The 22,042-nt window shown below is 71.1% G+C and carries 22 protein-coding genes; 8 read left to right on the top strand and 14 right to left on the bottom strand.

Going from position 1 to position 22,042, the window contains the following annotated elements:
• Nucleotides 1–321: 321 nt before the first annotated feature.
• From G6N56_RS00910 to G6N56_RS00895, 4 genes are read right to left on the bottom strand one after another with little or no spacing between them, the layout of a single operon-like run.
• Complete coding sequence (locus tag G6N56_RS00910) at nucleotides 322–993, bottom strand: hypothetical protein (RefSeq protein ID WP_085257032.1); 672 nt, start codon at nucleotides 991–993, stop codon at nucleotides 322–324.
• A gap of 18 nt (nucleotides 994–1,011) precedes the next feature.
• On the bottom strand, nucleotides 1,012–1,428 hold the full coding sequence (locus G6N56_RS00905; RefSeq protein WP_085257099.1) for a PH domain-containing protein: 417 nt from the start codon (nucleotides 1,426–1,428) through the stop codon (nucleotides 1,012–1,014).
• Between the two features lie 41 nt (nucleotides 1,429–1,469).
• The gene (gene ribH / locus G6N56_RS00900; RefSeq protein WP_085257031.1) at nucleotides 1,470–1,952 is read right to left on the bottom strand and encodes a 6,7-dimethyl-8-ribityllumazine synthase; all 483 of its coding nucleotides are present in this window, start codon (nucleotides 1,950–1,952) and stop codon (nucleotides 1,470–1,472) included.
• Nucleotides 1,949–3,226, bottom strand: a complete 1,278-nt coding sequence (locus G6N56_RS00895) for a bifunctional 3,4-dihydroxy-2-butanone-4-phosphate synthase/GTP cyclohydrolase II (RefSeq protein ID WP_085257030.1) — start codon at nucleotides 3,224–3,226, stop codon at nucleotides 1,949–1,951. The genes ribH and G6N56_RS00895 overlap by 4 nt, the downstream gene beginning before the upstream one ends.
• Before the next feature lie 237 nt (nucleotides 3,227–3,463).
• Here G6N56_RS00895 and G6N56_RS00890 point away from each other — a divergent pair, with 237 nt between their 5' ends.
• Entirely contained in the window at nucleotides 3,464–3,829 is a 366-nt protein-coding gene (locus tag G6N56_RS00890) for an Mtp family mycobacterial-type pilin (protein ID WP_085257029.1), read from the top strand.
• Between the two features lie 44 nt (nucleotides 3,830–3,873).
• Here the strand turns inward: G6N56_RS00890 and G6N56_RS00885 are convergent, their stop codons facing one another.
• Nucleotides 3,874–4,476 (bottom strand): riboflavin synthase, encoded by a 603-nt coding sequence (locus G6N56_RS00885; protein WP_085257028.1) that lies wholly within the window; start codon nucleotides 4,474–4,476, stop codon nucleotides 3,874–3,876.
• A 96-nt stretch (nucleotides 4,477–4,572) separates the two neighbouring features.
• Here G6N56_RS00885 and G6N56_RS00880 point away from each other — a divergent pair, with 96 nt between their 5' ends.
• Both G6N56_RS00880 and G6N56_RS00875 read left to right on the top strand, forming a co-directional pair.
• A complete protein-coding gene (locus tag G6N56_RS00880) occupies nucleotides 4,573–5,286 on the top strand; it encodes an LppX_LprAFG lipoprotein (RefSeq protein WP_085257098.1) in 714 nt (237 codons plus the stop codon).
• Nucleotides 5,286–6,971 (top strand): MFS transporter, encoded by a 1,686-nt coding sequence (locus G6N56_RS00875; protein ID WP_085257027.1) that lies wholly within the window; start codon nucleotides 5,286–5,288, stop codon nucleotides 6,969–6,971. The genes G6N56_RS00880 and G6N56_RS00875 overlap by 1 nt, the downstream gene beginning before the upstream one ends.
• A gap of 20 nt (nucleotides 6,972–6,991) precedes the next feature.
• Here G6N56_RS00875 and ribD read toward each other — a convergent pair whose 3' ends face one another.
• Genes ribD through fmt form a run of 4 tightly spaced genes read right to left on the bottom strand, consistent with a single transcriptional unit; the run spans nucleotide 6,992 to nucleotide 11,051 of the window.
• Complete coding sequence (ribD, locus tag G6N56_RS00870) at nucleotides 6,992–8,014, bottom strand: bifunctional diaminohydroxyphosphoribosylaminopyrimidine deaminase/5-amino-6-(5-phosphoribosylamino)uracil reductase RibD (RefSeq protein WP_085257026.1); 1,023 nt, start codon at nucleotides 8,012–8,014, stop codon at nucleotides 6,992–6,994.
• Nucleotides 8,011–8,700 carry a ribulose-phosphate 3-epimerase gene (rpe, locus tag G6N56_RS00865; protein ID WP_085257025.1) on the bottom strand — a complete coding sequence of 230 codons (690 nt, stop codon included), beginning with the start codon at nucleotides 8,698–8,700 and terminating at the stop codon, nucleotides 8,011–8,013. Before rpe ends, ribD begins: the two co-directional genes overlap by 4 nt.
• Before the next feature lie 24 nt (nucleotides 8,701–8,724).
• Nucleotides 8,725–10,125 (bottom strand): RsmB/NOP family class I SAM-dependent RNA methyltransferase, encoded by a 1,401-nt coding sequence (locus tag G6N56_RS00860; protein WP_142280721.1) that lies wholly within the window; start codon nucleotides 10,123–10,125, stop codon nucleotides 8,725–8,727.
• Nucleotides 10,122–11,051, bottom strand: a complete 930-nt coding sequence (gene fmt, locus G6N56_RS00855) for a methionyl-tRNA formyltransferase (RefSeq protein ID WP_085257096.1) — start codon at nucleotides 11,049–11,051, stop codon at nucleotides 10,122–10,124. Before fmt ends, G6N56_RS00860 begins: the two co-directional genes overlap by 4 nt.
• 139 nt (nucleotides 11,052–11,190) lie before the next feature.
• On the opposite strand from fmt, the gene G6N56_RS00850 reads away from it, so the two are divergent.
• A complete protein-coding gene (locus G6N56_RS00850; RefSeq protein ID WP_085257024.1) occupies nucleotides 11,191–12,015 on the top strand; it encodes a class I SAM-dependent methyltransferase in 825 nt (274 codons plus the stop codon).
• Nucleotides 12,016–12,027: 12 nt separating this feature from the next.
• On the opposite strand, the gene G6N56_RS00845 is transcribed toward G6N56_RS00850, so the two are convergent.
• The 3 genes from G6N56_RS00845 to G6N56_RS00835 all read right to left on the bottom strand — a co-directional run bounded on the left by G6N56_RS00845 (nucleotide 12,028) and on the right by G6N56_RS00835 (nucleotide 15,416).
• Nucleotides 12,028–12,516: a MarR family transcriptional regulator gene (locus G6N56_RS00845; RefSeq protein ID WP_085257095.1), complete on the bottom strand. Its 489-nt coding sequence runs from the start codon at nucleotides 12,514–12,516 to the stop codon at nucleotides 12,028–12,030.
• A 98-nt stretch (nucleotides 12,517–12,614) separates the two neighbouring features.
• A complete protein-coding gene (locus G6N56_RS00840; RefSeq protein ID WP_085257094.1) occupies nucleotides 12,615–14,558 on the bottom strand; it encodes a primosomal protein N' in 1,944 nt (647 codons plus the stop codon).
• A gap of 75 nt (nucleotides 14,559–14,633) precedes the next feature.
• A complete protein-coding gene (locus G6N56_RS00835; protein ID WP_085257023.1) occupies nucleotides 14,634–15,416 on the bottom strand; it encodes a lysoplasmalogenase in 783 nt (260 codons plus the stop codon).
• On the opposite strand from G6N56_RS00835, the gene G6N56_RS00830 reads away from it, so the two are divergent.
• From G6N56_RS00830 to G6N56_RS00815, 4 genes are read left to right on the top strand one after another with little or no spacing between them, the layout of a single operon-like run.
• On the top strand, nucleotides 15,415–16,374 hold the full coding sequence (locus G6N56_RS00830; protein ID WP_085257022.1) for an alpha/beta hydrolase: 960 nt from the start codon (nucleotides 15,415–15,417) through the stop codon (nucleotides 16,372–16,374). The two genes, G6N56_RS00835 and G6N56_RS00830, sit on opposite strands and share 2 nt — an antisense overlap.
• A 19-nt stretch (nucleotides 16,375–16,393) precedes the next feature.
• Nucleotides 16,394–17,374, top strand: a complete 981-nt coding sequence (locus tag G6N56_RS00825) for an alpha/beta hydrolase (RefSeq protein ID WP_085257021.1) — start codon at nucleotides 16,394–16,396, stop codon at nucleotides 17,372–17,374.
• 14 nt (nucleotides 17,375–17,388) lie between these two features.
• Nucleotides 17,389–18,867 carry a flavin-containing monooxygenase gene (locus G6N56_RS00820; RefSeq protein WP_142280728.1) on the top strand — a complete coding sequence of 493 codons (1,479 nt, stop codon included), beginning with the start codon at nucleotides 17,389–17,391 and terminating at the stop codon, nucleotides 18,865–18,867.
• A 16-nt stretch (nucleotides 18,868–18,883) separates the two neighbouring features.
• Nucleotides 18,884–19,456 carry a pyridoxamine 5'-phosphate oxidase family protein gene (locus G6N56_RS00815; RefSeq protein WP_085257019.1) on the top strand — a complete coding sequence of 191 codons (573 nt, stop codon included), beginning with the start codon at nucleotides 18,884–18,886 and terminating at the stop codon, nucleotides 19,454–19,456.
• Here the strand turns inward: G6N56_RS00815 and metK are convergent.
• Entirely contained in the window at nucleotides 19,453–20,664 is a 1,212-nt protein-coding gene (gene metK / locus G6N56_RS00810; protein WP_085257018.1) for a methionine adenosyltransferase, read from the bottom strand. The genes G6N56_RS00815 and metK overlap by 4 nt on opposite strands.
• A gap of 116 nt (nucleotides 20,665–20,780) precedes the next feature.
• Nucleotides 20,781–22,031 (bottom strand): bifunctional phosphopantothenoylcysteine decarboxylase/phosphopantothenate--cysteine ligase CoaBC, encoded by a 1,251-nt coding sequence (coaBC, locus tag G6N56_RS00805; protein ID WP_085257017.1) that lies wholly within the window; start codon nucleotides 22,029–22,031, stop codon nucleotides 20,781–20,783.
• Nucleotides 22,032–22,042 lie beyond the last annotated feature (11 nt).

Raw genomic sequence — 22,042 nt, 5'->3', positions numbered from 1 at the left:
AACGCGATGAATGTGCCTGTCGATGTCTGCGGCGGGGCAAAGCGCCATCGCCTTGGAGAGAAGGACTGGACATGAAGCCGAGAGTATTGATGGCCGCGGTCGGCGTTGCAGCGGCGACCTTGACCGCCGGCGTGGTGTGGACGGCGCCGTCGGCCTCGGCCGGCACCCCTTACTGCGATTCGCTCCCTCCCCGCGACGCCCGTGAGTGCAACTGCGGCTTCGACTTCGCCCCGGGCAGTCAGGAACTTCACGATTGCTTGTATGGAGCTGCGGTTGCGCCCCAAAAGCCTTGACGGCGTCTGCTAGCAGGCGGCCTGCGGGTTACCCCGCGATCTGCGAGCGCCGTTTGGCCGCCCAATCCGCCATCGGGAAGCCGGGTTGGGCGTCGCAGGCCGACAGCAACACAACCACCCGCGGAAGCACGGCCAGGCCGTAGTCGCAGGTCCAGTCGGGTCGGGTCATGGTCCAGGTCGGCACGCCGTCGCCGGTGCTGAACAGACTGAGCCGAAAGGGCGGCGACTGCCCGGTCGGGGACACCCCCACGGCGTCGCCGACGCATTTCGAGACGGCGCCGAATCCGTCCCACACCACGCCGTGCACATTCAGGTTCTTGTCGTAAACGTCGACCCCCTCGGCGTACAGCGCCGGGGTGCCGAACCGATACGACGACTCGGCGTGGTCGGTGGCGCCGGCCGGGAGCAGCGGCGAATTCTCGAACAGCAGCGCCGGCGCGCATTCGGGGGGCTGCGCGCCGGTGAAGTAGCTCTCGCCCACCGGGGCCGACACCGCCGTGCCGAGCGGGGTGGTCTCCCCGTCGTGAAGCAGGAGGTCGTGCGCCGACACTGGCGGGCGCGCGGGCGACGAGGGGGCCCCGGACTGACCCGGTGCACGGATCGCCTGGCCCGCCACCGACGTGGTGCACGCGGCCACCGCCACCGCGACGGCCACCGAGACGCCGACCGCCGAGACAGCCCGCCCCGCGACGCGTGCCATCGGGCGATGGTACCCGGCTCAGCGCGCGTGCAGGTCCGGCCGGTAGCGCGCCATGAGCGACCGCACCGTGTCCATCGCCTCCACCGCGCGGTCCCGATCGACCGCCTGGATGGCCATCACCGGGATGTACTCGTCGTCGGGCAGATCGATCCGGGCCCACCGGCTGCCGGCCGGGAAGGACACGCCGACAATCTCCGACCAGCGGATCAGCCGGTAGCCCAGGAGGTTTCGCACCGCCAGCCCCGCCGAGCCGACCCGCAGCCGGGGACGCGCGAACAGCAACACGACGCCGGCGATCACCAGGCCCAGCACGGCTATCGCCACCTGGTCGGCGGTCTGGAACACCACGCCGCTGGACCGGATCTTGAGCAAAGCGCCCACCACGATGTGCGCCGCCGCGATCACGAAGGCCGCGGCGTAGACGAAGGGCGGCATGCGGTGGGGACGCAGCTGGACGTCCCAGCCGTTCTCCGGTGTCACGACCCGGCGCGCAGGTCGCGCAGGGTCAGCGCGGCGGTCAACGCCGCCCCCGCCGCCTGGGCCCCCTTGTCTTCGACCGACGACGGGAGGCCGGCCCGTTCCAGCGCCTGTTCCTCGGTGTTGGTGGTCAACACCCCGTTGGCGACCGGTGTCGACTCGTCCAGCGCGACCCGCGTCAAGCCCTGCGTCACCGCGTCGCAGACATACTCGAAATGTGGTGTGGCGCCCCGTATCACGACGCCCAGGGCGATGACGGCATCGTGGCTGCGGGCGAGCTCCTGCGCCACCACCGGCAGCTCGATGGCGCCCAGCACGCGGACCACCGTCGGTTCGTCGATCCCCGACTCGGAAGCCGCTTTGCGCGCGCCCTCGAGCAGCGCCTCGCAGATCTCCGCGTGCCAGGTGCTGGCGACGATCCCGAGCCGCAGACCCGACGCGTCAAGCGCCGGCACCTCCGGCACACCGGCGGCTGGGCTCACAGGGCACCACCGAATTCTCCCGGCAGATGCACGGATTCGTGAAATTCGTCCAGGCCGGCCAGGTCGTGGCCCATCTTGTCCCGCTTCGTCATCAGGTAACGGATGTTTTCGGCGTTGGCACGCACCGGAAGTGGCACCCGCTCGATGATGTGCAGCCCATATCCGTCCAGCCCCACCCGCTTGGCGGGGTTGTTGGTCAGCAACCGCATCGAGCGCACCCCGAGGTCGACGAGAATTTGCGCACCGATCCCGTAATCCCTTGCATCCGCAGGCAATCCGAGCTTGAGGTTGGCGTCGACGGTGTCGTCGCCCGCGTCCTGCAGCTGGTAGGCCTGCAATTTGTGCATCAGGCCGATGCCGCGGCCCTCGTGACCGCGCATGTACAGCACGATCCCGCGGCCCTCCCGGGCGACCATCGCCATCGCGGCGTCCAGCTGCGGTCCGCAGTCGCACCGGCGGGATCCGAACACGTCGCCGGTCAGGCACTCGGAGTGCACACGGACCAACACGTCGTCACCGTCGGCATTCGGCCCGGAAATCTCGCCCCGCACCAGCGCCACGTGCTCGACGTCCTCGTAGAGGCTGGAGTACCCGATGGCGCGAAACTCGCCGTGCCGGGTCGGGATCCGAGCCTCGGCGATCCGCTCGATGTGCTTCTCGTGCTTGCGCCGCCACTCGATCAGGTCGGCGATGGTGATCAGGGCCAGGTCGTGCTCGTCGGCGAACACCCGCAGCTCGTCGGTCTGGGCCATCGCGCCCTCGTCCTTCTGGCTGACGATCTCGCAGATCGCGCCCGCGGGCCGCAAGCCGGCCAGCCGGGCCAGGTCGACGGCGGCCTCGGTGTGGCCGGGGCGGCGCAGGACGCCTCCGTCCTTGGCACGCAACGGGACAACGTGACCGGGGCGGGTGAAATCGTTGGCGACGCTGGCGGGGTCGGCCAGCAACCGCATGGTGGTGGCCCGATCGGACGCGGAAATTCCGGTGCCGACACCGAGTCGCGCGTCGACGGTGACGGTGTAGGCCGTGCCGTGCTTGTCCTGGTTCACCGCGTACATCGGCAGCAGGCCCAGCCGGTCGCAGATCGCGCCGTCCAGCGGAACGCACAGATATCCCGACGTGTAGCGGACCATGAAGGCCACCAACTCCGGGGTGGCTTTCTCGGCGGCGAAGATCAGGTCGCCCTCGTTCTCGCGGTCCTCGTCGTCGATGACGATGACGGCCTTCCCGGCCGCAATGTCGGCCACCGCCCTCTCGACGGAGTCCAACCTCGTCATCTCGCTACCTCGCTGTCGGCACGGCTCACGTGAGGAGCGCGTGTGTTGATTTCAGTATGAACCAACGCGCCGCCGCGGTTATTGCCCGCCGCTGGTGGAAGGCTTTCGGTGTGGTCCGCGACACAACGCGGGCGCCAGATAGGTCCCGCATGGGTCGGGGCTAAGGGCCAAATACGAGCTCGACGCGGTTGGCGAAACGGCGTTTAGCAACCCTTTCCACGCGGGCATTTCCCCGGCATGACTACCGCAACCAAAACAGCGCTGTGGCGTCGCCTGTCCGCCGGCGCGCTCGCGGCCGGCGGCCTGGCCGCGGGCGCCCTCGGCCTGGCCGCGGGGTCCGCGGAGGCGGCGCCACCCGCGCCCACGTATCACTACCACTGGTGCCCGGGCGACCAGTGGAATCCCGGCTGGGGCAACAACTGGGACTGGAACAGCTGCCACGACTGGGATGACAACGCCGGACCGGCCGGGTGGGGGCCTCCCCCACCGTGGGCACCGCCGCCGCCACCGCCGCCGCCGTGGGCGCCGTGGGCCCACCCCGTGTGGAACCCCGGCACGAACGGTTGGGGATTCTGGAACAACGGAGTGTGGATCGTGCTCTGATCACACCCGGACATCCCGAGGCACGGCGCCGCGGCGCCGGGCATCTACGCCCGCGACATCAGCCGCTCAACGTATTTGGCGATGACGTCCACCTCGAGATTGACCTGCGTGCCGACGGGTGCGCTGCCGAGCGTGGTCAGCTCGCGAGTGGTCGGGATCAGGGAGACCTCGAACCAGTCGGTTGGGTCCCCACCCAGCGCCGACACGGTCAGGGAGATCCCGTCGACGGTGATGGATCCCTTCTCGACGACGTAGCGGGCGACCTCGGGGGGCACCTCGATCCGCACCACCTCCCAGTGTTCGGAGGGTTCCCGGGCCACCACCCGACCGGTGCCGTCGACGTGCCCCTGCACGATGTGCCCGCCCAGCCTGCTGTTGACGGCGGCGGCGCGCTCCAGGTTCACGCGGCTGCCGGCCTCCAATTCGCCCAGGTTGGACCGGCTCAACGTCTCGGCCATCACGTCGGCGGTGAATTCGCCGCCGGGCAACAGTTCGACGACCGTCAGGCAGACACCGTTGACGGCGATCGAGTCGCCATGGCCGGCGTCGGCGGTCACGACGGGCCCGCGGATGCTCAGGCGCGCGGCGTCGGCGAGGACCTCCCGGCCCGTCACCTCTCCGAGTTCCTCGACAATTCCGGTGAACATTCGACCAGGTTAATCGGGCCGCCGGCCGTCCGGGACCCCGCCGTCCCGCCGCCGCGTTTCCCGGGTCCGTCATCGACACCCTCTACGATGCTGGGTATGCAGACCCGCCGCCGACTATCGGCCGTCCTTGCGTCCGTAAGCCTCGCCGCCGCCCCGATCGCCGCCTGCTCGTTCAGCTCCTCCCCCGGTGGCGGCCCGCTCCCCGACGGCAAGACGTTGGTGCAGGAGTCGGCGGACAGCACCAAGAATTTGAAGAGTGCGCACCTGGTGCTGACGGTGACCGGCAAGATCCCCGGCCTGCCCGTCAGGAACCTGACCGGAGACCTCACCACCTCCCCGGAAACGGCCGCGAAGGGCAACGCCCAGATCACCTACCTGGGATCGGACATCAGCGCCGACTTCGTGGTGGTGGGCGGTGACCTCTACACGAACGCCCTCAACCCGGGCGACCCGTCGATGACCGATGTCGGTCCGGCGTCCCAGGTCTACGACCCGTCGGCCCTGCTGAGCCCCGACACGGGCGTGGCCAACGTGCTGGCCAACTTCACCGACGCCAAGTCCGAGGGTCGCGACCAGATCAGCGGCCAGACCACCGTGCGCGTCAGCGGGAACGTCTCCGCCGACGCCGTGAACAAGATCGCGTCCCCGTTCAAGGCGACGAAGCCGGTGCCAGCTACCGCCTGGATCGTGGAGAGCGGAGACCACCAGCTGGCCCAGATCAGCCTGCAACAGAGCCAGGGCAACAGCGTGCAGATGACCTTGTCCAACTGGGGCCAGCCGGTCCAGGTCTCCAAGCCCGCGGCGAGCTGATGAGCAGGTTGGCAGGGCGCCGGGTCGCGATCGGTGCGGGCAGTCTCGCGGTGCTGTTGGGCGCCCTCGACGCCTACGTCGTGGTCACCATCATGCGCGACATCATGCACGACGTCGGCATCCCGATTAATCAGCTGCAGCGGATCACCCCGATCGTCACGATGTACCTCCTTGGCTACATCGCGGCCATGCCGCTGCTGGGCAAGGCCTCGGACCGGTTCGGCCGCAAGCGGCTCCTCCAGGTCAGCCTGGCCGCCTTCATGGTCGGCTCGGTGGTCACGGCCCTGTCGGTGGCCATCGGCAACTTCAACATCGCCGACCTGAACGTCCAGCTCATGGGCCACCCGCTGGCGGATCTGCAGATCCTCGGCTACCCGGTTGCCAAGCTGCACGTGCCGAGCCTTCAGGTGCTGGTCGTCGGCCGGACCATCCAGGGCGTCGCCAGCGGCGCGTTGCTGCCGGTCACCCTGGCCCTGGGCGCCGACCTGTGGGCGCAGCGCAACCGCGCGGCCGTGCTCGGCGGCATCGGCGCCGCGCAGGAGCTGGGCAGCGTGCTGGGCCCGCTGTACGGCATCTTCATCGTCTGGCTGTTCCGGGACTGGCGCGACGTGTTCTGGATCAACATCCCGCTGACCCTGGTCGCGATGGCGCTGATCCAGATCAGCCTGCCGTCGCACGACCGCAGCGAGGCGCCGGAGAAGATCGACGTGGTCGGCGGCGTGCTGCTGGCGATCACCCTGGGCCTCGCGGTCATCGGGCTCTACAACCCCAATCCCAACGGCCAGCAGCCGCTGCCCAGCTACGGGTTGCCGTTGGTGATCGCCGCGGCCGTCGCCGGGGTGGCCTTCCTGGTCTGGGAGCGGTTCGCCAAGACCCGGCTGATCGACCCGGCCGGCGTGCAGTTCCGGCCGTTCCTCGCCGCGCTGGGCGCGTCGTTCGCCGCCGGCGCCGCGTTGATGGTGACGCTGGTCGACGTGGAGCTCTTCGGCCAGGGCGTGATGGGACTGGACCAGAACAAGGCGGCCGCGATGCTGACGTCGTTCCTGATCGCGCTGCCGGTGGGGGCCTTGCTCGGCGGCTTCATCGCGACCAGGGTGGGCGACCGCGCGGTCGCGTGCGTCGGGTTGCTCATCGCCGCCGGCGGCTACCTGCTGATCTCGCACTGGCCGGTCGACCTGCCGCATTACCGGCACAGCGTCTTCGGGCTGTTCTCGGTGCCCGCGATGAACAGCGACCTGATGCTCGGCGGCGTCGCGGTCAACAACGACCTGCTGATCGCGGGAGTGGGGCTTGGATTGGTGATCGGGCCGCTGACGTCGGCCGCCCTGCGCATCGTGCCCTCCGCCGAGCACGGCATCGCTTCGGCGGCGGTGGTGGTGGCCCGCATGACGGGCATGCTGATCGGCGTGGCCGGGCTGAGCGCGTGGGGGCTGTACCGCTTCTACCAGATCCTCAACGAGAAGAACGCCGCGGTGTCGACCAGCCTGAGCAAGACCGAGCAGGCGATCGCCAAGGCGGAGAATTCCATCCCGTCGTTCGCGGCGATGTACGGCGAGATCTTCACCATCACCGCAGGCGTCTGCGTGGTCGGAGCGCTGCTGGGCCTGCTGATCAGCGGCCGCAAGGACCACGCCGAGGAGCCCGTGGTGCCCGAGCAGGAGCCGGTCGGCGCGCCGACGCCCTAGGCGTCTCTGCCACGTGGGCGTTACTGCGGCACCAGGCTGAGCACCACGTCGGGACCGGCCCGGTCGATGCCGTCGAAGCGCCAGCGCAGGGCCCGCGCGATCGTCGGCACCCCCACGTCGTCGACCGCGGTGATCGGGCCGCCCAGCAGCATCGGCGCCACGTACGCCAGGATGCGGTTGACCGCCCCCGCCCTCAGGAAGGCGCCGGCGAGGGTGGGCCCGCCCTCCAGCAGCACGTCGGTGCGGTCTGAGACCGCCTTGATCACTTCCATGGGGTCGTGCGTGCGGATCACCATGGTTCGCGAGTCGTCGTTGAGCACCTTCGCGTCGGTCGGGAGGTCACGCATACCCACCACGATGCGCAGCGGCTGGCGGGGCGCCAGCGAGCCGTCGGGCAACCGGGCGGTCAGCGCCGGGTCGTCGGCCAGCACCGTCCCGGTGCCCACCACGATCGCGTCGGCGATGGCCCGGCGGCGGTGCAGGTCCATCCGCGCGGCCTCGCTGGAGATCCACCGGCTCGAGCCGTCAGCAGCGGCGCTGCGGCCGTCGACGCTGCTCGCGTACTTCCAGGTCACGTGCGGCAGCCCGGTTCGCACCTTGTGCAGCCACTCCCGCAGCGGTCCGCCGGCCACCTGTTCGGCCAGCACGCCGGACCTCACCTGAACGCCCGCCGCCTGCAGCCGGCCCGCGCCGCCGCCCGCGATGCCGTTGGGGTCGGGCACGCCGTAGATCACCGTGCCCACCCTGGCCTCGATGAGGGCGTTCACGCACGGCGGCGTCTTGCCGTAGTGGTTGCACGGTTCGAGGGTGACGACGGCGATGCCGCCCGCCGCCAGGCCGCCGGCCCGGCGCAGCGCCAGCACCTCCGCGTGGTCGCCCCCCGCGGGTTCGGTGGCGCCGACGCCGACCACGCGGCCCTGCGGGTCCACGATGACGGCCCCGACCGGCGGGTTCGGATAGGTCGTCCCCTTGACCTGGTAGGACTGCTCGATGGCCAGACGCATCGCGGCGTCGACGCTGTCGACCGACTGGGGCTGGTTCATTGGCGCAGGCGCGCCGATGCGGAAGCGGCTTGCCGCCGCAGCCGTTCGACCGCCGCCGACGGGTCGTCGGCGTGGTAGACGGCAGTTCCCGCGACGAAGCAGTCCACCCCGGCTTCGGCGGCCTGCTCGACGGTGTCGTTGTTGATGCCTCCGTCGATCTCCACGAGGATGGTCAACTCGTTGGAATCGATGAACCGGCGGGCGGCCCGCACCTTGGACAGCACCGCGGGGATGAACGACTGCCCGCCGAAGCCCGGATCCACCGACATCACCAGCAGCGTGTCGAGTTCGTGCAGGATCTCGAAGTACTGCTCGATCGGTGTCTGCGGCTTGATGCCGAGGCCCGCTTTGGCGCCCGCGGCCCGGATGTCGCGGGCCACCCCCACCGGGTCCTCCGTGGCCTCGGCATGAAACGTGACGTTGTAGGCGCCCGCCTCGGCGTACCGGTGCGCCCAGCGGTCGGGGTTCTCGATCATCAGGTGACAGTCCATCGGCAGGTCGGTGTGCGCCTTGAGACTCTCCACCACGGGCAACCCGATGGTCAGGTTCGGCACGAAATGGGCGTCCATCACATCGACGTGCAGCCAGTCCGCGTCGTCTACGGCGGCGGCCGCGTCGGCCAGCCGGGCAAAATCCGCCGACAGGATCGAGGGTGCGATGAGCGGCCTTCCGTTGTTGCCGGGCATGTGGATCAGACTATCCGAGCAGGCTTATGGCAAGCGGCGCAGCGCCGCCGCGAACATCGCATCGGTGCCCTGCCGGTGCGGCCAAAGCTGGACGTGGGGGCCGTCGCCCAGACCCTCGACCGGCTCGAACAACGGCCGGGTGTCCAGCGCGCACACCGGATGGCGGCGCAGCGCGTCCGCGAGGACGCCAACCGTTTCGGCCAGGTGCGGCGAGCACGTCGCGTACAGCACCACCCCGCCGGGGCGGGTCAATGCGATGGCCGCGGCCAGCAGTTCGCGTTGCAGCTTGGCCAGCGCCGGCACGTCGGCCGGTCGGCGCCGCCACCGGGCCTCCGGCCGCCGGCGCAACGCGCCCAGCCCGGTGCAGGGCGCGTCGACGAGCACGCGGTCGAAGCCGGGCTCGAGCCCGGACTCCCGCCCGTCCACTCGAAGGACCTCGACCGGAAGCCCGCGGGTGTTGTCGGCCACCATGTCGGCGCGTCGCGGGGCGGGTTCCACCGCCGTGACCCGCGCCCCGGACTCGGCGCCGAGCGCGGCCAGCAGCGCGGTCTTGCCGCCCGGACCGGCGCACAGGTCCAGCCATCGCCCGGTGTCCCCGTCAACCGGCGCCAGCGTCAGCGCGCGGGCGACCAGCTGGCTGCCCTCGTCCTGCACGAGCGCGGCGCCGTCGCGCACCGGCGCGAGCCGGCCGGGATCGCCGCCGGGCAGGTACACGGCGAAGGGCGAATATCGGCCGACCGTGCCACCCACCGCGTCGGCCAGTTCGGCGGCGCTCAGTACGCCCGGGCGGGCCGCCAGGTGCACCTGGGGCCGTTCGTCGTCGCTGGCCAGCGCGGCCTCGAGTTCGGTCGCGGCGGCGCCCAGCGCGTCGGCGAAGGCCTGTGCGATCCAGCGTGGGTGTGCGTGCACGAATGCGGCGTGCCCGATGGGATCGCGCGACGGGTCGGGGGCCAGTTCGGCGACCCAGGACCCCTCGTCGCGGGCGGCGATGGTGCGCAGCACACCGTTGACGAAACCCGCTCGGGCCGAGTCCGTTTCGATCGCGGCCTGTTCGACGGTGGTGGACACGGCGGCGTGTTCGCCGACCCGCGTGCGCAGCAGCTGGTAGGCGCCGAGCCGCAGCAGGTCGAGCAGCACCGGATCGATCGCCTCCGGTGCGCGGCCGGCGGCCGCGGCTATCACCGCATCGAGCAGGCCCCGGGTTCGGCAGGTGCCGTAGGTGAGTTCCGTCGCGAAAGCCGCGTCGCGGCCGGTGATGCCGCGTTCGCGCAGCAGCGCCGGCAGCGCGAGGTTCGCGTAGGCGTCGCGCTCGGTGACGGCCCGGAGCACCTGGAACGCGGCGGCGCGCGCCGGGTCCAGGCGCCGGCGCGGCCGGGGGCCATGGCCCCGGGGGCGTTGCGACCTCTGCGGCCGGTCGGCGTTCACGATGCCCGCGCGGCGGGATCGAGCCGGGCGCCCCGCGCCCAGGCCAACGCATTCATGAATTTCTTGCCGGGCGGTTGAATGTCGCCGAGGCGCACCGGATTGGATCCGGTGCCGACCCAGACACCGTTGCGCTCGACGCGAATAGCGCCGGGCGCCAACGGCATCGGGCCCTCGTCGACCTGCACCGGGCCCAGCTTGATGCGCAGGTCGCCGATGAGCGTCCAGGCGCCCGGATTGGGCGTCACGGCGCGAATGCGGCGCTCCACCACCGGCGCCGGGAGGTCCCAACGCACCCGGGCCTCGTCGACGGTGATCTTCGGCGCGATGCTGACCCCTTCGGCCGGCTGGGGCCGCGGCGTCAGGGTCCCGTCGGCGATGCCGTCGAGCGTGGCCTCCAACAACACCGCGCCCGAATCCGCCAGCCGGGCAAGCAGATCGCCCGCGGTGTCGGTGGGCCGGATCGCCTCGGTGACGACCCCGTACACCGGTCCCGAGTCCAGGCTCGGCTCGATCTGGAACGTCGTCGCCCCGGTGACGGTGTCGCCGGCGGCGATCGCCGCCTGCACGGGCGCCGCCCCCCGCCAGGCGGGCAGCAGCGAGAAGTGCAGGTTGACCCAGCCGTGCGGCGGCACGGCGAGCAGGGCATCCCGCAGCAGCGCGCCGTAGGCGACGACGGGGCAGCAGTCCGGCGCCAGCTCGGCCAGCTCGGCGACGAACTCGGGCGAGTTCGGCCGCGACGGCCGCAGCGCCGGGATCCCGTGCTCGAGCGCCTCGCGCGCCACCGGCGACGGCTCCGGCGTGCCCCGCCGACCGGAAGCGGCGTCCGGCCGGGTCAGCACGGCGACCACCTCGTGGCGGGGCGAGTCGATGAGGCGACGCAGGGCGGGCAGGGCTGGTTCGGGAGTGCCGGCGAAGACAAGGCGCACGGGCACAAGTGTAGGAAGCACCGGATCCGCGCAGGACACGCCCAGGTTTCACACAGTTGCGTACGCATACTGTTGCATATGGCCACTGTTGCCGGCGCCGAAGATGCCGTCGCGAACCGTACCGACTAAAGGAGACCCCATGACCCTCGAAGCACCCGCTGCTGACGACCACGCCCTGGCCGCCACGCATCGCACCGTTTGGGCGCTGGGCGACTATGCGCTGATGGCCGAGGAAGTGATGGCCCCGCTCGGCCCCATCCTGGTCAACGCGACCGGGATCGGGCCCGGCGTCCGGGTGCTCGACGTCGCTGCCGGTTCAGGCAACATCTCACTCCCGGCCGCCAGGACCGGGGCCACCGTCGTCTCCACCGACCTCACCCCCGAGCTGCTGCAGCGGTCGCAGGCACGGGCCGCGGCGCAGGGCCTGACGCTTGATTACCGGGAGGCCAACGCGCACGCGCTGCCGTTCGGCGACGGCGAATTCGACACGGTGATCTCGGCGATCGGCGTGCAGTTCGCGCCCGAGCATCAACGCGCCGCCGACGAGCTCGTCCGGGTGTGCCGGCCGGGCGGGATGATCGGCGTTATCAGCTGGACCCCGGAGGGTTTCTTCGGCCGGATGCTCGCCACGATCAGGCCCTACCGGCCGTGCCTGTCGCCGGCCGTGCCACCCGCCGCGCTGTGGGGCCGGGAAGGCTACGTCGCCGGTCTGCTGGGCGAGCGGGTCGGGCGGGTGACGACGGTGCGAGGCCTGCTCGGGGTCGACCGATTCGCCAGCGCCGAGGCCGTGCACGAGTACTTCAAGACCCACTACGGCCCGACGATCGAGGCGTACGCAAACATCGGCCACAACCGGGTGCTGACCGACGAGCTCGACGCCCAGCTGACCGAGCTCGCGCAGCACTATCTGACCAACGGCACCATGCGCTGGGAATACCTGCTGGTCACCGCCGAGAGGCGGTGATTCCGACGGGGGCTAGAGCTCGAGGTCCGCTTCCAGGTGGACATCGGGCTCGCCCCCGGCGGCGGTGAAGGCCGTCAACGCCCGCACCAGCCCGTGGCGCTCCGGCGGCGGCATCTTCTCCACGATCGCGGCGATCTCGGATCGCCGGTAGGCGGTGACCTTCCGGACCACCTCGCGGCCGCGCTTGGTGAGGGCGGCGAGCAGCTCACGCCGCGAGGTCGGGTGCGGCAGGCGGTCGATGAGCCCGGCGGCGACGAGCCGGTCGACCATGCGGCCGGTGGCCGACGGCTGCACGCCGAGCAGGCTGGCCAGCGTCGCCAGGTTGATCGGCCCCCGATTGGACAGAATCACCAGGGTGCGGAACTGCGGGATGGTGATCGTCTCGTCGACCTGTCCGATGGAGCGGGCCGAGATGGCCACCAGCAAACGGGAGGCGGTCAGCAACGCGTCGGTGATGACATCGAGCGACTCGTCGGCCGTCGTCGCGTTCTCCGATGCCATCATGCGCCCCCTGCCGGAAAACCGGTACTTTGACGGTTTTGTCTATCGTAGCCAGGCACTATTTCATACGAACACTGTCCCCACGGGGAAGAGTCCCGCTATCCAATGTGTAGCGGGTCGACCTGCACCCGCGCCGGCTCGCCCGCCTGCCGGGCGCTGAGCACGCCGACCCCGCGGCGCAGTGCCGACGCCAGCGCGAGGCCCTGCTCGCGCGGCACCCGCACCAGCATGCGCACCACCGGCACGTCGACGGCGGTGCCCGGGGGGCGCCGCACGCCGGGCGGCAAATCTACCGGCCCGAGCACGTCGGCCTCGTCGGGCAGCCGGGCCTCGTCGAGCAACGCCGCCACCGCGGCGGCGGACCCGTCGATGGCCGCCATGTGCACGCTGGGCGGCAGGCCCACCTCGGCGCGGGCGGCCAGCTCGGCCTCGGCGTGCCCGACGGGATCCCACCGGATCAGCGATTGCACTGTGGGGATTGATGATTCGGCGACGATCAGCACCACGCCGCCGTCGCCGCGGGCGCGCACCAGGGCGGCGGCGCCCATCCAGCGCCACAGCGCCTCCTCCGCCGCGCGCAGGTCCTGCCGGCCCAGCAGCGCCCAGGTGTCCAGCAGCAGGGCCGCGCCGTAGCCGCCGGGTGCGCGGGGTTCGGCGCCCGGGGTGGCCACCACGAGGGCGGGCCGGGCCTCGACCTCCTGCACGATGGCCTCGCCCGCCGACGTGACGACCGGCGTTCCGGCGAACGCGCGCCCGAGCTCTTCGGCGGTGCGCCGGGCCCCGACGACGACCGCGCGCACCGCATCCGACCCGCACCGGGCGCAACGCCGCGTCGGTTCGGCGCGGCCACACCACCGGCAGACCATCCCGGCACCGCGCTCCTGCAACGACAGTGGGCCGGTGCAGTGCCGGCAGCGCGCGATGGCGCGGCACCGCGCGCACGCCAGCGACGGGACGTACCCGCGCCGGGGCACCTGCACCAGGACCGGGGCCCCGGCGGCCAGCGCCGAGCGAGCGGCGCGCAGCGCGACGGACGGGATCCGCGCGGTTCGGGCCGCGGGGTCGCGCTCGTCGGCGTAGCCGGTGTCGTCGAGCGCGACCACCCGCGCGGTGCGGGCGCGCACCACCGGGCGGGCCGCGACGACGTCGTGTGCCCACCCGCTGCGCACCAGAGCTTGCGCCTCAGCGGTCCGGGCGTAGCCGCCGATCAGCGCCGCGCACCGGGCCTGGTGCGCGCGCAGCATCGCCACCTCCCGGGCATGGGGATACGGCGCGCGCGGCTCGGCCAGGCTGTCGTCGCCGTCGCCCCACACCATGACCAGGCCCAGATCGCTCACCGGCGCGAAAACCGTGCTGCGCGTTCCGATCACGAGGCGTGCGACACCCCGCAGCGCCGCGAGCCAGCGCCGGTACCGCGCGGCCGGCCCCAGCCCCGCCGACAGCGCCGCGACGCTGGCCTCGTCGACCCGCGCCGCGGCGGCCCGGTGCAACAGGTCGAGGTCGCGCTGATCGGGCACGATCGCGAGCACCGCGCGCCCCGCCCGGATGGTCTGCGCCGCCGCCTCGGCGAATCGGTCCGCCCACGATTCACCGGGCAGCGCCTGCCAGACCGCGCGGGCGGCCCGCGCCTCGGTCAGGGCGGTGAGGAACTGCCCCCCGCGCCCGTACGCCTCCCAGGCCGTCGGGTCGACGGGCTCTGGGACCGAAGCCGCGCGTCCGGGCGCGGGTTCCCGCTCCACCCTGGCGTGCCGGGGCGGGATCGCCAGGCGCAGCACGTCCGGGCGGGTGCCCGCGTAGCGCGCCGCGACCGCGTCGACCAGGCGGCGAGTCTCGGAGGTGAGCACCTGCTCGGGCGACACCACCCGGTCGAGCCAGCCCAGCTTGCCGGGATGATCCGTGTCGTTGCGGCGCTCCAGCACGAACCCGTCGACCAGGCGACCGTGGAACCGTATGCGCACCCGCACGCCGGGCTGGGCGTCGTCAGACTGTTCGGCCGAGACGAGGTAGTCGAATTCGCGGTCCAGGTGCGGCACGGACAGCATCGGCAGTACCCGGGCGACCGGTTCCACGTGGACCGGCGTGCGCGACGAGGTCACGGCGCACCGGGAAAACCGTTGCTATTCAAAGCCTTCTTCAAAGCCCTCGACGGGCCACTCGACGACGTCGTCGTCCGCCCCGTACTCCTCGTAGTACGGCTCCTCGCGGCCGAAGAAGAAGCCGGCCGCGATGAGGATCTGGGCCGCGGCGTACAACCACCAGACCGGTACCGCCAGCGCGTCGTTGTCCAGGATGAAACGGCCGATGGCGATCATCGTGTCGGACAGGGCGAAGCACACCGCTCCCACCGCGGTCCAGATCGTCGGGAGCCGCGCCAGCTGCGCCGCGCACACCATCGCGGTCAGCACCAGGATGTAGACCGTCACCGGGATGGTCAGCTTGTCGCGGCTCAGGTGCGGCCAGAACCAGACCAGCATGATGAAGACGCCCAGGCCGATGAGGACCACGGCGGCCAGGCGTGGGCTCGACGGCCGCGCCCGCGGGATGAGGGGGAACAACGCGGCCAGGAAGAACAAGTGCGCGAACAGGAATGCTGCCAGCCCCAGGCCGAACGACATCGTCCACCAGGGGATCGCTAGCAGCCAGTCGCCGACGGCCGACAGCAGGAACGCCGGCACCAGCAGCCGCCGCTCGCGCACGATCGCATGACCGACCGCCGCGACCGTCAGCAGCAACGCCATCGAAGCCTTGAAGGGCGGCTGCAGGATCCAGTGTCCGGTCAGCTGAACACCGGGCGGGGAACGCAACGCGAGCACCGTCAGGTAGACGCCGTAGCCCACCCCGGCCCACCCGGCCAGTACCCAGGCCCCGGACACCAGGCGGGGTGCGTACGGTACCTCCATGCCCAGCTTGGACAACACAGCCGACGAGAAACCCGCGATCGACCCCATCTTGCAGAAGGTACTGGATGCGGTTCCGTTCCGGCTATCAACCGAGGATGGTGTCGACGCGCTGCGCCAGCGGTTCCGTGACCTGCCCCGCCGGCCGCTGCATCCCGAGTTGCGCGTCGAGGACCGGGCCATCGCCGGGCCGGCCGGACCGATCGATATCCGGATCTACTGGCCGCCGACCGACGGCGGTCCGGCCCCGGTCGTGCTCTTCTTTCACGGCGGCGGCTTCGTGGTGGGCGATCTCGACACACACGACGGCACGGCGCGCCTGCACGCGGTCGCCGCCGACGCGATCGTGGTGTCGGTCGACTACCGGTTGGCGCCCGAGCACCCCTACCCCGCCGCCGTCGAAGACGGCTGGGCAGCAACGATGTGGGTCGCCGAGCACGGCGCCGGCATCGGCGCGGACACCACCAGGATCGCCGTCGCCGGGGATTCCGCCGGCGGCAACATCGCCGCGGTGATCGCCCAGCAGGCCCGCGACCAGGCGGGGCCGCCGATCGCGTTCCAGCTGTTGTGGTACCCCTCCGCGCTGTGGGACCCGACGCTGCCGTCCTTCTCGGAGAACGCCACCGCGCCCATCCTCGACGTCAAGGCCGTCGCCTCGTTCTCCCGTTGGTACGCAGGGGAAGTCGACCTGACCGACCCGCCGCCGGGATTGGCGCCGGGCCGCGCGGAGAACCTGCGCGGCCTGCCGCCGGCCCACATCGCCGTCGCCGGTTACGACCCCTTGCGCGACGACGGCATCCGCTACGGCGAGTTGCTGTCCGCCGCCGGCGTTCCGGTCGAGGTGCACAACGCCGAGACCCTGGTGCACGGCTACCTCGGCTACGCCGGCGTGGTGCCCGCGGCCACCGAAGCGGCCGGTCGCGGCCTGGCGGCGCTGCGCGCCGGGCTGCACGGCAAATAGCGAAGCGTACGGTGAACCCATGACGGAGCCGTCATGGCCGCTTGCGAACGCCCGACCGGGCATCGACCCCACGTTCAAGTCGTTGCTGGACGCGTTCCCGACGACGTTCACCGCCGCCGACGGCGTCGAGGCCGCGCGCAAGCGGCTGCGGCTGCTGAAGGTGCCCGAGGAGATGCTCCCGGCCCTGCGGATCGAGCAGCGCACCATCGCGTACGGCGACCACGCCGACATTCCGGTCCGCATTTATTGGCCCGGCGATGTCGAGGCCGACTCGCCCGCGCCCGTCGTCGTGTTCTTCCACGGCGGCGGATTCGCGCTCGGCGATCTGGACACCCACGACGCCGTCGCCCGCGCCCACGCCGTCGGCGCCGAGGCGATCGTGGTGTCCGTCGACTACCGGCTGGCCCCCGAGCACCCGTTCCCGGCCGCGGTCGAGGACTGCTGGGCCGCGCTGCGGTGGGTTGCCGAGAACGCCGTCGAGCTGGGCGGGAACCCGGACCGGATCGCAGTTGCCGGCGATTCGGCGGGCGGCAACCTCGCCGCCGTGGTGGCGCACCTGGCGCGCGACAATGCCGGGCCGCAGCTCAGCTTTCAGCTGCTGTGGTATCCGATGGTGTCCGCCGACCTGTCGCTGCCGTCGTTCATCGAGAACGCCAACGCGCCCATGCTGGACCGTGACGTCGTCGACGCGTTCCTGTACTGGTACCTGCCCGACGTCGACGTCACCGACCCCAAGGCTCTGCCGGTCACCCTGGCCCCGGCGAACGCGGCCGATCACTCGAACCTTCCGCCCGCCTACATCGGGACGGCCGGACACGATCCGCTGCGAGACGACGGCGCCCGCTACGCCGAACTGCTCAACGACGCGGGGGTACCCGCCGAACTGAGCCACGAGCCCACCCTGGTGCACGGCTATGTCAGCTTCGCCCCGGTGATCCCCGCCGCGGCCGAGGCCACCGACCGCGGGCTGGCCGCGTTGCGCAAGGCGCTACACGAATAGGGGGTCTGATGACCATCGTTCCCGACCACCACGCGCTGATCGTCGGCGCCGGGTTCTCCGGCATCGGCGCCGCCATCAAGCTCGACCGGGCCGGTCTGCCCGACTATCTGATCGTGGAGGCGGGCGACGGGGTCGGCGGGACGTGGCACTGGAACACCTATCCCGGTATCGCGGTGGACATTCCGTCGTTCTCTTACCAGTTCTCCTTCGAACAGAGCACACGCTGGTCGCGCACCTACGCGCCGGGCCGGGAGCTCAAGGCGTACGCCGAACACTGCGTCGACAAGTACGGGCTCCGCCCACGAATCCGGTTCGACACCAAGGTGGTCGCCGCGGAGTTCGACGACGACAACGCCCTGTGGCGGGTGCGGACGGAACCCGGGGGCGAGGTCACGGCGAGGTTCCTGATCAGCGCCAGCGGCGTGCTGACCGTGCCCAAGCCGCCCGACATCGACGGTGTCGACTCGTTCGCCGGAATCACCATGCACACCGCGCGCTGGGACCACGGCCAGGACCTGACCGGCAAGCGCGTCGCCGTCATCGGCACCGGCGCCTCGGCCGTCCAGGTCATTCCAGAGATCGCACCGATCGTCGCGGAGCTCACTGTCTTTCAGCGCACCCCGATCTGGTGCTTCCCCAAGTTCGACGTCCCGCTGCCCGCCGCGGCGCGCTGGGCGATGCGCATTCCCGGCGGCAAGGTGGTGCAGCGCGCGCTCAGCCAGGCGTTCGTCGAGCTGACCTTTCCGCTATCGGCGCAGTACTTCACGGTGTTTCCGCTCGCCAAGCGGATGGAATCGGCGGGCCGGTCGTATCTGCGCCGGCAGGTCCACGACCCGGTCGTGCGCGAGCAACTCACCCCGCGCTACGCGGTCGGCTGCAAGCGGCCCGGCTTCCACAACGGCTACCTGGCCACGTTCAACCGCGACAACGTGCGGTTGGTCACCGAGCCGATCGACAAGGTCACGGCGTCCGCCGTGGCCACCACGGACGGCGAGAATCACGAGGTCGACGTGCTGATTCTCGCCACGGGCTTCAAGGTGATGGACACCGACAGCGTCCCGACGTTCGCGGTCACGGGCAGCGGCGGCGCGTCGTTGAGCCGGTTCTGGGACGAGCACCGGCTGCAGGCGTACGAGGGGGTCAGCGTCCCCGGATTCCCGAACATGTTCAGCGTGTTCGGCCCCTACGGCTATGTCGGCTCGTCCTACTTCGCCCTCATCGAGGCGCAGACCCATCACATCGTGCGGTGCCTGAAGCGGGCGCGAAGCGCCGGCGCCGCCCGCATCGAGGTGACCGAGGAGGCCAACGCCCGCTACTTCGCGGAGATGATGCGCAAGCGGCACCGGCAGATCTTCTGGCAGGACAGTTGCCGGCTGGCCAACAGCTATTACTTCGACAAGAACGGCGACGTGCCACTGCGTCCCGCCACGACGGCCGAGGCGTACTGGCGCAGCCACCGATTCGACTTGGACGACTACCGGTTCTCGGCCTAAGCGCTACGCTGCACGCGTGGCAAAGGAATTCCCGCATCTCGACGAGTCGCTTCGGGACTTCATCGGCCGGCAGGCCGTCTTCTTCGTGGCGACCGCCCCGTCCGAGGGGGGCCGAATCAACCTGTCCCCCAAGGGGTACCGGGACACCTTCGCGGTGCTGGACGAGCGCACCGTCGCCTACCTCGACCTGTTCGGCAGCGGCGCCGAGACCATCGCCCACCTGCGCGACAACGGGCGGATCACCATCATGTTCTGCTCGTTCACCCGAAACTCGCGCATCCTACGGCTGTTCGGCACGGGGCGGGTGGTCCGCCCCGACGACCCCGAATTCGACGACCTGGCAACCCGTTTCGGCGATGAGCACGCGGGGGTGCGCGCCGCCATCGTCGTCGACGTCGAGCGCATCGCCGACGCCTGCGGGTTCGCGGTGCCCTACTACGAGCTCGTCGACGAACGGCCGGTCCTCGACGCGCACCACGCCAAGGCGACCGACGACAAGTTCGTGCGGGCCGTCGAGCGCAACCGGCGCAGCATCGACGGGTTGCCCGCGCTGGACGCGGACCACCCGCTGCCCGGGAACCGCGCCTAGACGGCGCGCTTGAGGTCGTCGACCTTGTCGAGCCGCTCCCACGGCAGGTCGATGTCGGTGCGGCCGAAGTGGCCGTACGCGGCGGTCTGCGCGTAGATCGGCCGCAGCAGGTCGAGGTCGCGGATGATCGCGCCGGGACGCAGGTCGAACACCTCGGGAACGATCTTCTCGATCTTGACCGGGTCGACGGTCGCGGTGCCGAAGGTCTCGACGAACAGGCCGACGGGCGCGGCCTTGCCGATGGCGTACGCCACCTGGACCTCGACCCGCTCGGCCAGCCCGGCGGCGACGATGTTCTTGGCCACCCAGCGCATCGCGTACGCCGCCGACCGGTCCACCTTCGACGGGTCCTTGCCGGAGAAGGCGCCGCCGCCGTGGCGGGCCCAGCCACCGTAGGTGTCGACGATGATCTTGCGGCCCGTCAGGCCGGCGTCACCCATGGGGCCGCCGACGACGAACTTGCCGGTCGGGTTGATCAGCAGCCGGGTCGACGAGGTGTCGAGCGTCTCGTGTGCCAGGTCGTCGAGCACGGTGTTGAGCACCTTTTCCCGGACGTCGGGGGTCAGCGTGTGCTCCAGGTCGATGTCGGCCGCGTGCTGGGTGGAGATGACCACGGTGTCCAGCCGGACGGGGACGTTGTCCTCGTAGGCGATGGTGACCTGGGTCTTGCCGTCCGGGCGCAGGTACGGCAGCACGCCGTTCTTGCGGACCTCGGTGAGCCGCCGCGACAGGCGGTGGGCCAGCGCGATCGGCAGGGGCATCAGCTCGGGGGTGTCGCTGATCGCGTACCCGAACATCAGGCCCTGGTCGCCGGCGCCCTGGGAGTCGAGCGGGTCGGCCGCGCCCTCGACGCGGGTCTCGTGCGCGGTGTCGACGCCCTGCGCGATGTCGGGCGACTGCGCGCCGATGCCGATGTTCACCCCGCACGACGCCCCGTCGAAGCCCTTGTCCGACGAGTCGTAGCCGATGTCGAGGATCCGCTCGCGGACGGTGTTGGTGATGTCGGCGAACGCCTCCTTGGCGGTCGTCGTCACCTCGCCCACCACGTGCACCTGGCCGGTGGTCACCAGCGTCTCGACCGCGACGCGTGAGCGGGGGTCATCCGCGAGGAGAGCGTCGAGCACCGAGTCGCTGATCGCGTCACAGATTTTGTCGGGATGGCCCTCGGTCACCGACTCACTGGTAAACAGCCGACCCTTTTCGCTCACAGTCTCAGTCCTTCCCATTAATTAGTTAGCCGAATTATATCGGCCGGTGTTGCCGCGGTGCGTCCGGGCGAGGGATCGCCCAGCACCTACCCAGGCGCCGCACAGAACCAGGCCGCCTACCCGCCGTCACCGTGCAGGAACGCAACGATCGCATCAACAATACGACTGGCCATCTGCGTCTTCGAGCCGTGCTGCAGCGCCGACTCGGTCCCGTCGGACGCGAGCAGCCAGCCGTCGTTGTTGTCCACCTCGAACGCCCTGCCGTCGCCGACGGCGTTGACGACCAGCAGATCGCATCCCTTGCGGCGAAGCTTCGCGCGGGCGTGGAACAGCACGTCGCCGTTGGCGTCGCCGGTCTCGGCGGCGAAGCCCACGATCGCGCGCATGTTGGGCAGCTCGCCGTGCGATCGCGCCCGCACCACGCCGGCCAGCACGTCGTCGTTGCGCACCAGGTCGATGGCCGGCGGTTCCTCCCGGTCGTCCGGGCCCTTTTTGATCTTGGCGGTGGCAACGTGCGCGGGCCGGAAGTCGGCGACCGCCGCGGCCATCACCAAGACGTCCGCCTCGGGGGCGTGCTTGGACACCGCGTCACCGAGTTGTTCGGCCGAGCTCACGTGGACGACCTCGACGCCGGCCGGGTCGACGAGCCCGACGGTGTGGCCGGCGATCAGCGTGACCTGGGCGCCGCGCTGGGCGGCGACCCGCGCCACCGCGTACCCCTGCTTGCCGGAGCTCCGGTTTCCGATGAAGCGCACCGGGTCGATGGGTTCGCGGGTGCCGCCGGCGGTCACCAGCAGCCGCCAGCCGGACAGGTCGTACGGCAGCGCGTCATGGCGCTCCAGCAGCAGCTGGGCCAGGGTGGTGATCTCCTCGGCCTCCGGCAGCCGGCCCGCGCCGCTGTCGCTGCCGGTGAGCCGCCCGGACGCCGGCTCCAGCACCACGGCGCCGCGGCGGCGCAGCGTGGCCACGTTGTCGACGGTGGCCGGGTGCAACCACATCTCGGTGTGCATGGCCGGCGCGAACAGCACGGGACAGCGGGCGGTGAGCAGGGTCGCCGTGAGCAGGTCGTCGGCCCGGCCGGCGACCGCGCGGGCCAGCAGGTCTGCGGTGGCCGGCGCCACCACCACCAGGTCGGCGTGCTGGCCGAGGTGCACGTGCGGCACGTCCGGGACGCTCTCGAACACGCCGGTGGTCACCGGCTGGCCGGAGAGGGCCTCGAAGGTCGCGGCGCCCACGAACCGCAGGGCGGATTCGGTGGGGATGACCCGGACCGAGTGGCCTGCCTCGGAGAGCTGACGGACGACGGTGCACGCCTTGTAGGCGGCGATGCCGCCGGAGACGCCGATGACGATCCGCTTACGCTCCACAGCGCCCGGCC

This window comes from Mycobacterium saskatchewanense (genome assembly GCF_010729105.1).
Lineage (GTDB): Bacteria > Actinomycetota > Actinomycetes > Mycobacteriales > Mycobacteriaceae > Mycobacterium > Mycobacterium saskatchewanense.
Note: the sequence above shows the minus strand (reverse complement) of the source record. Positions and strands in the feature narration are given on the sequence as shown.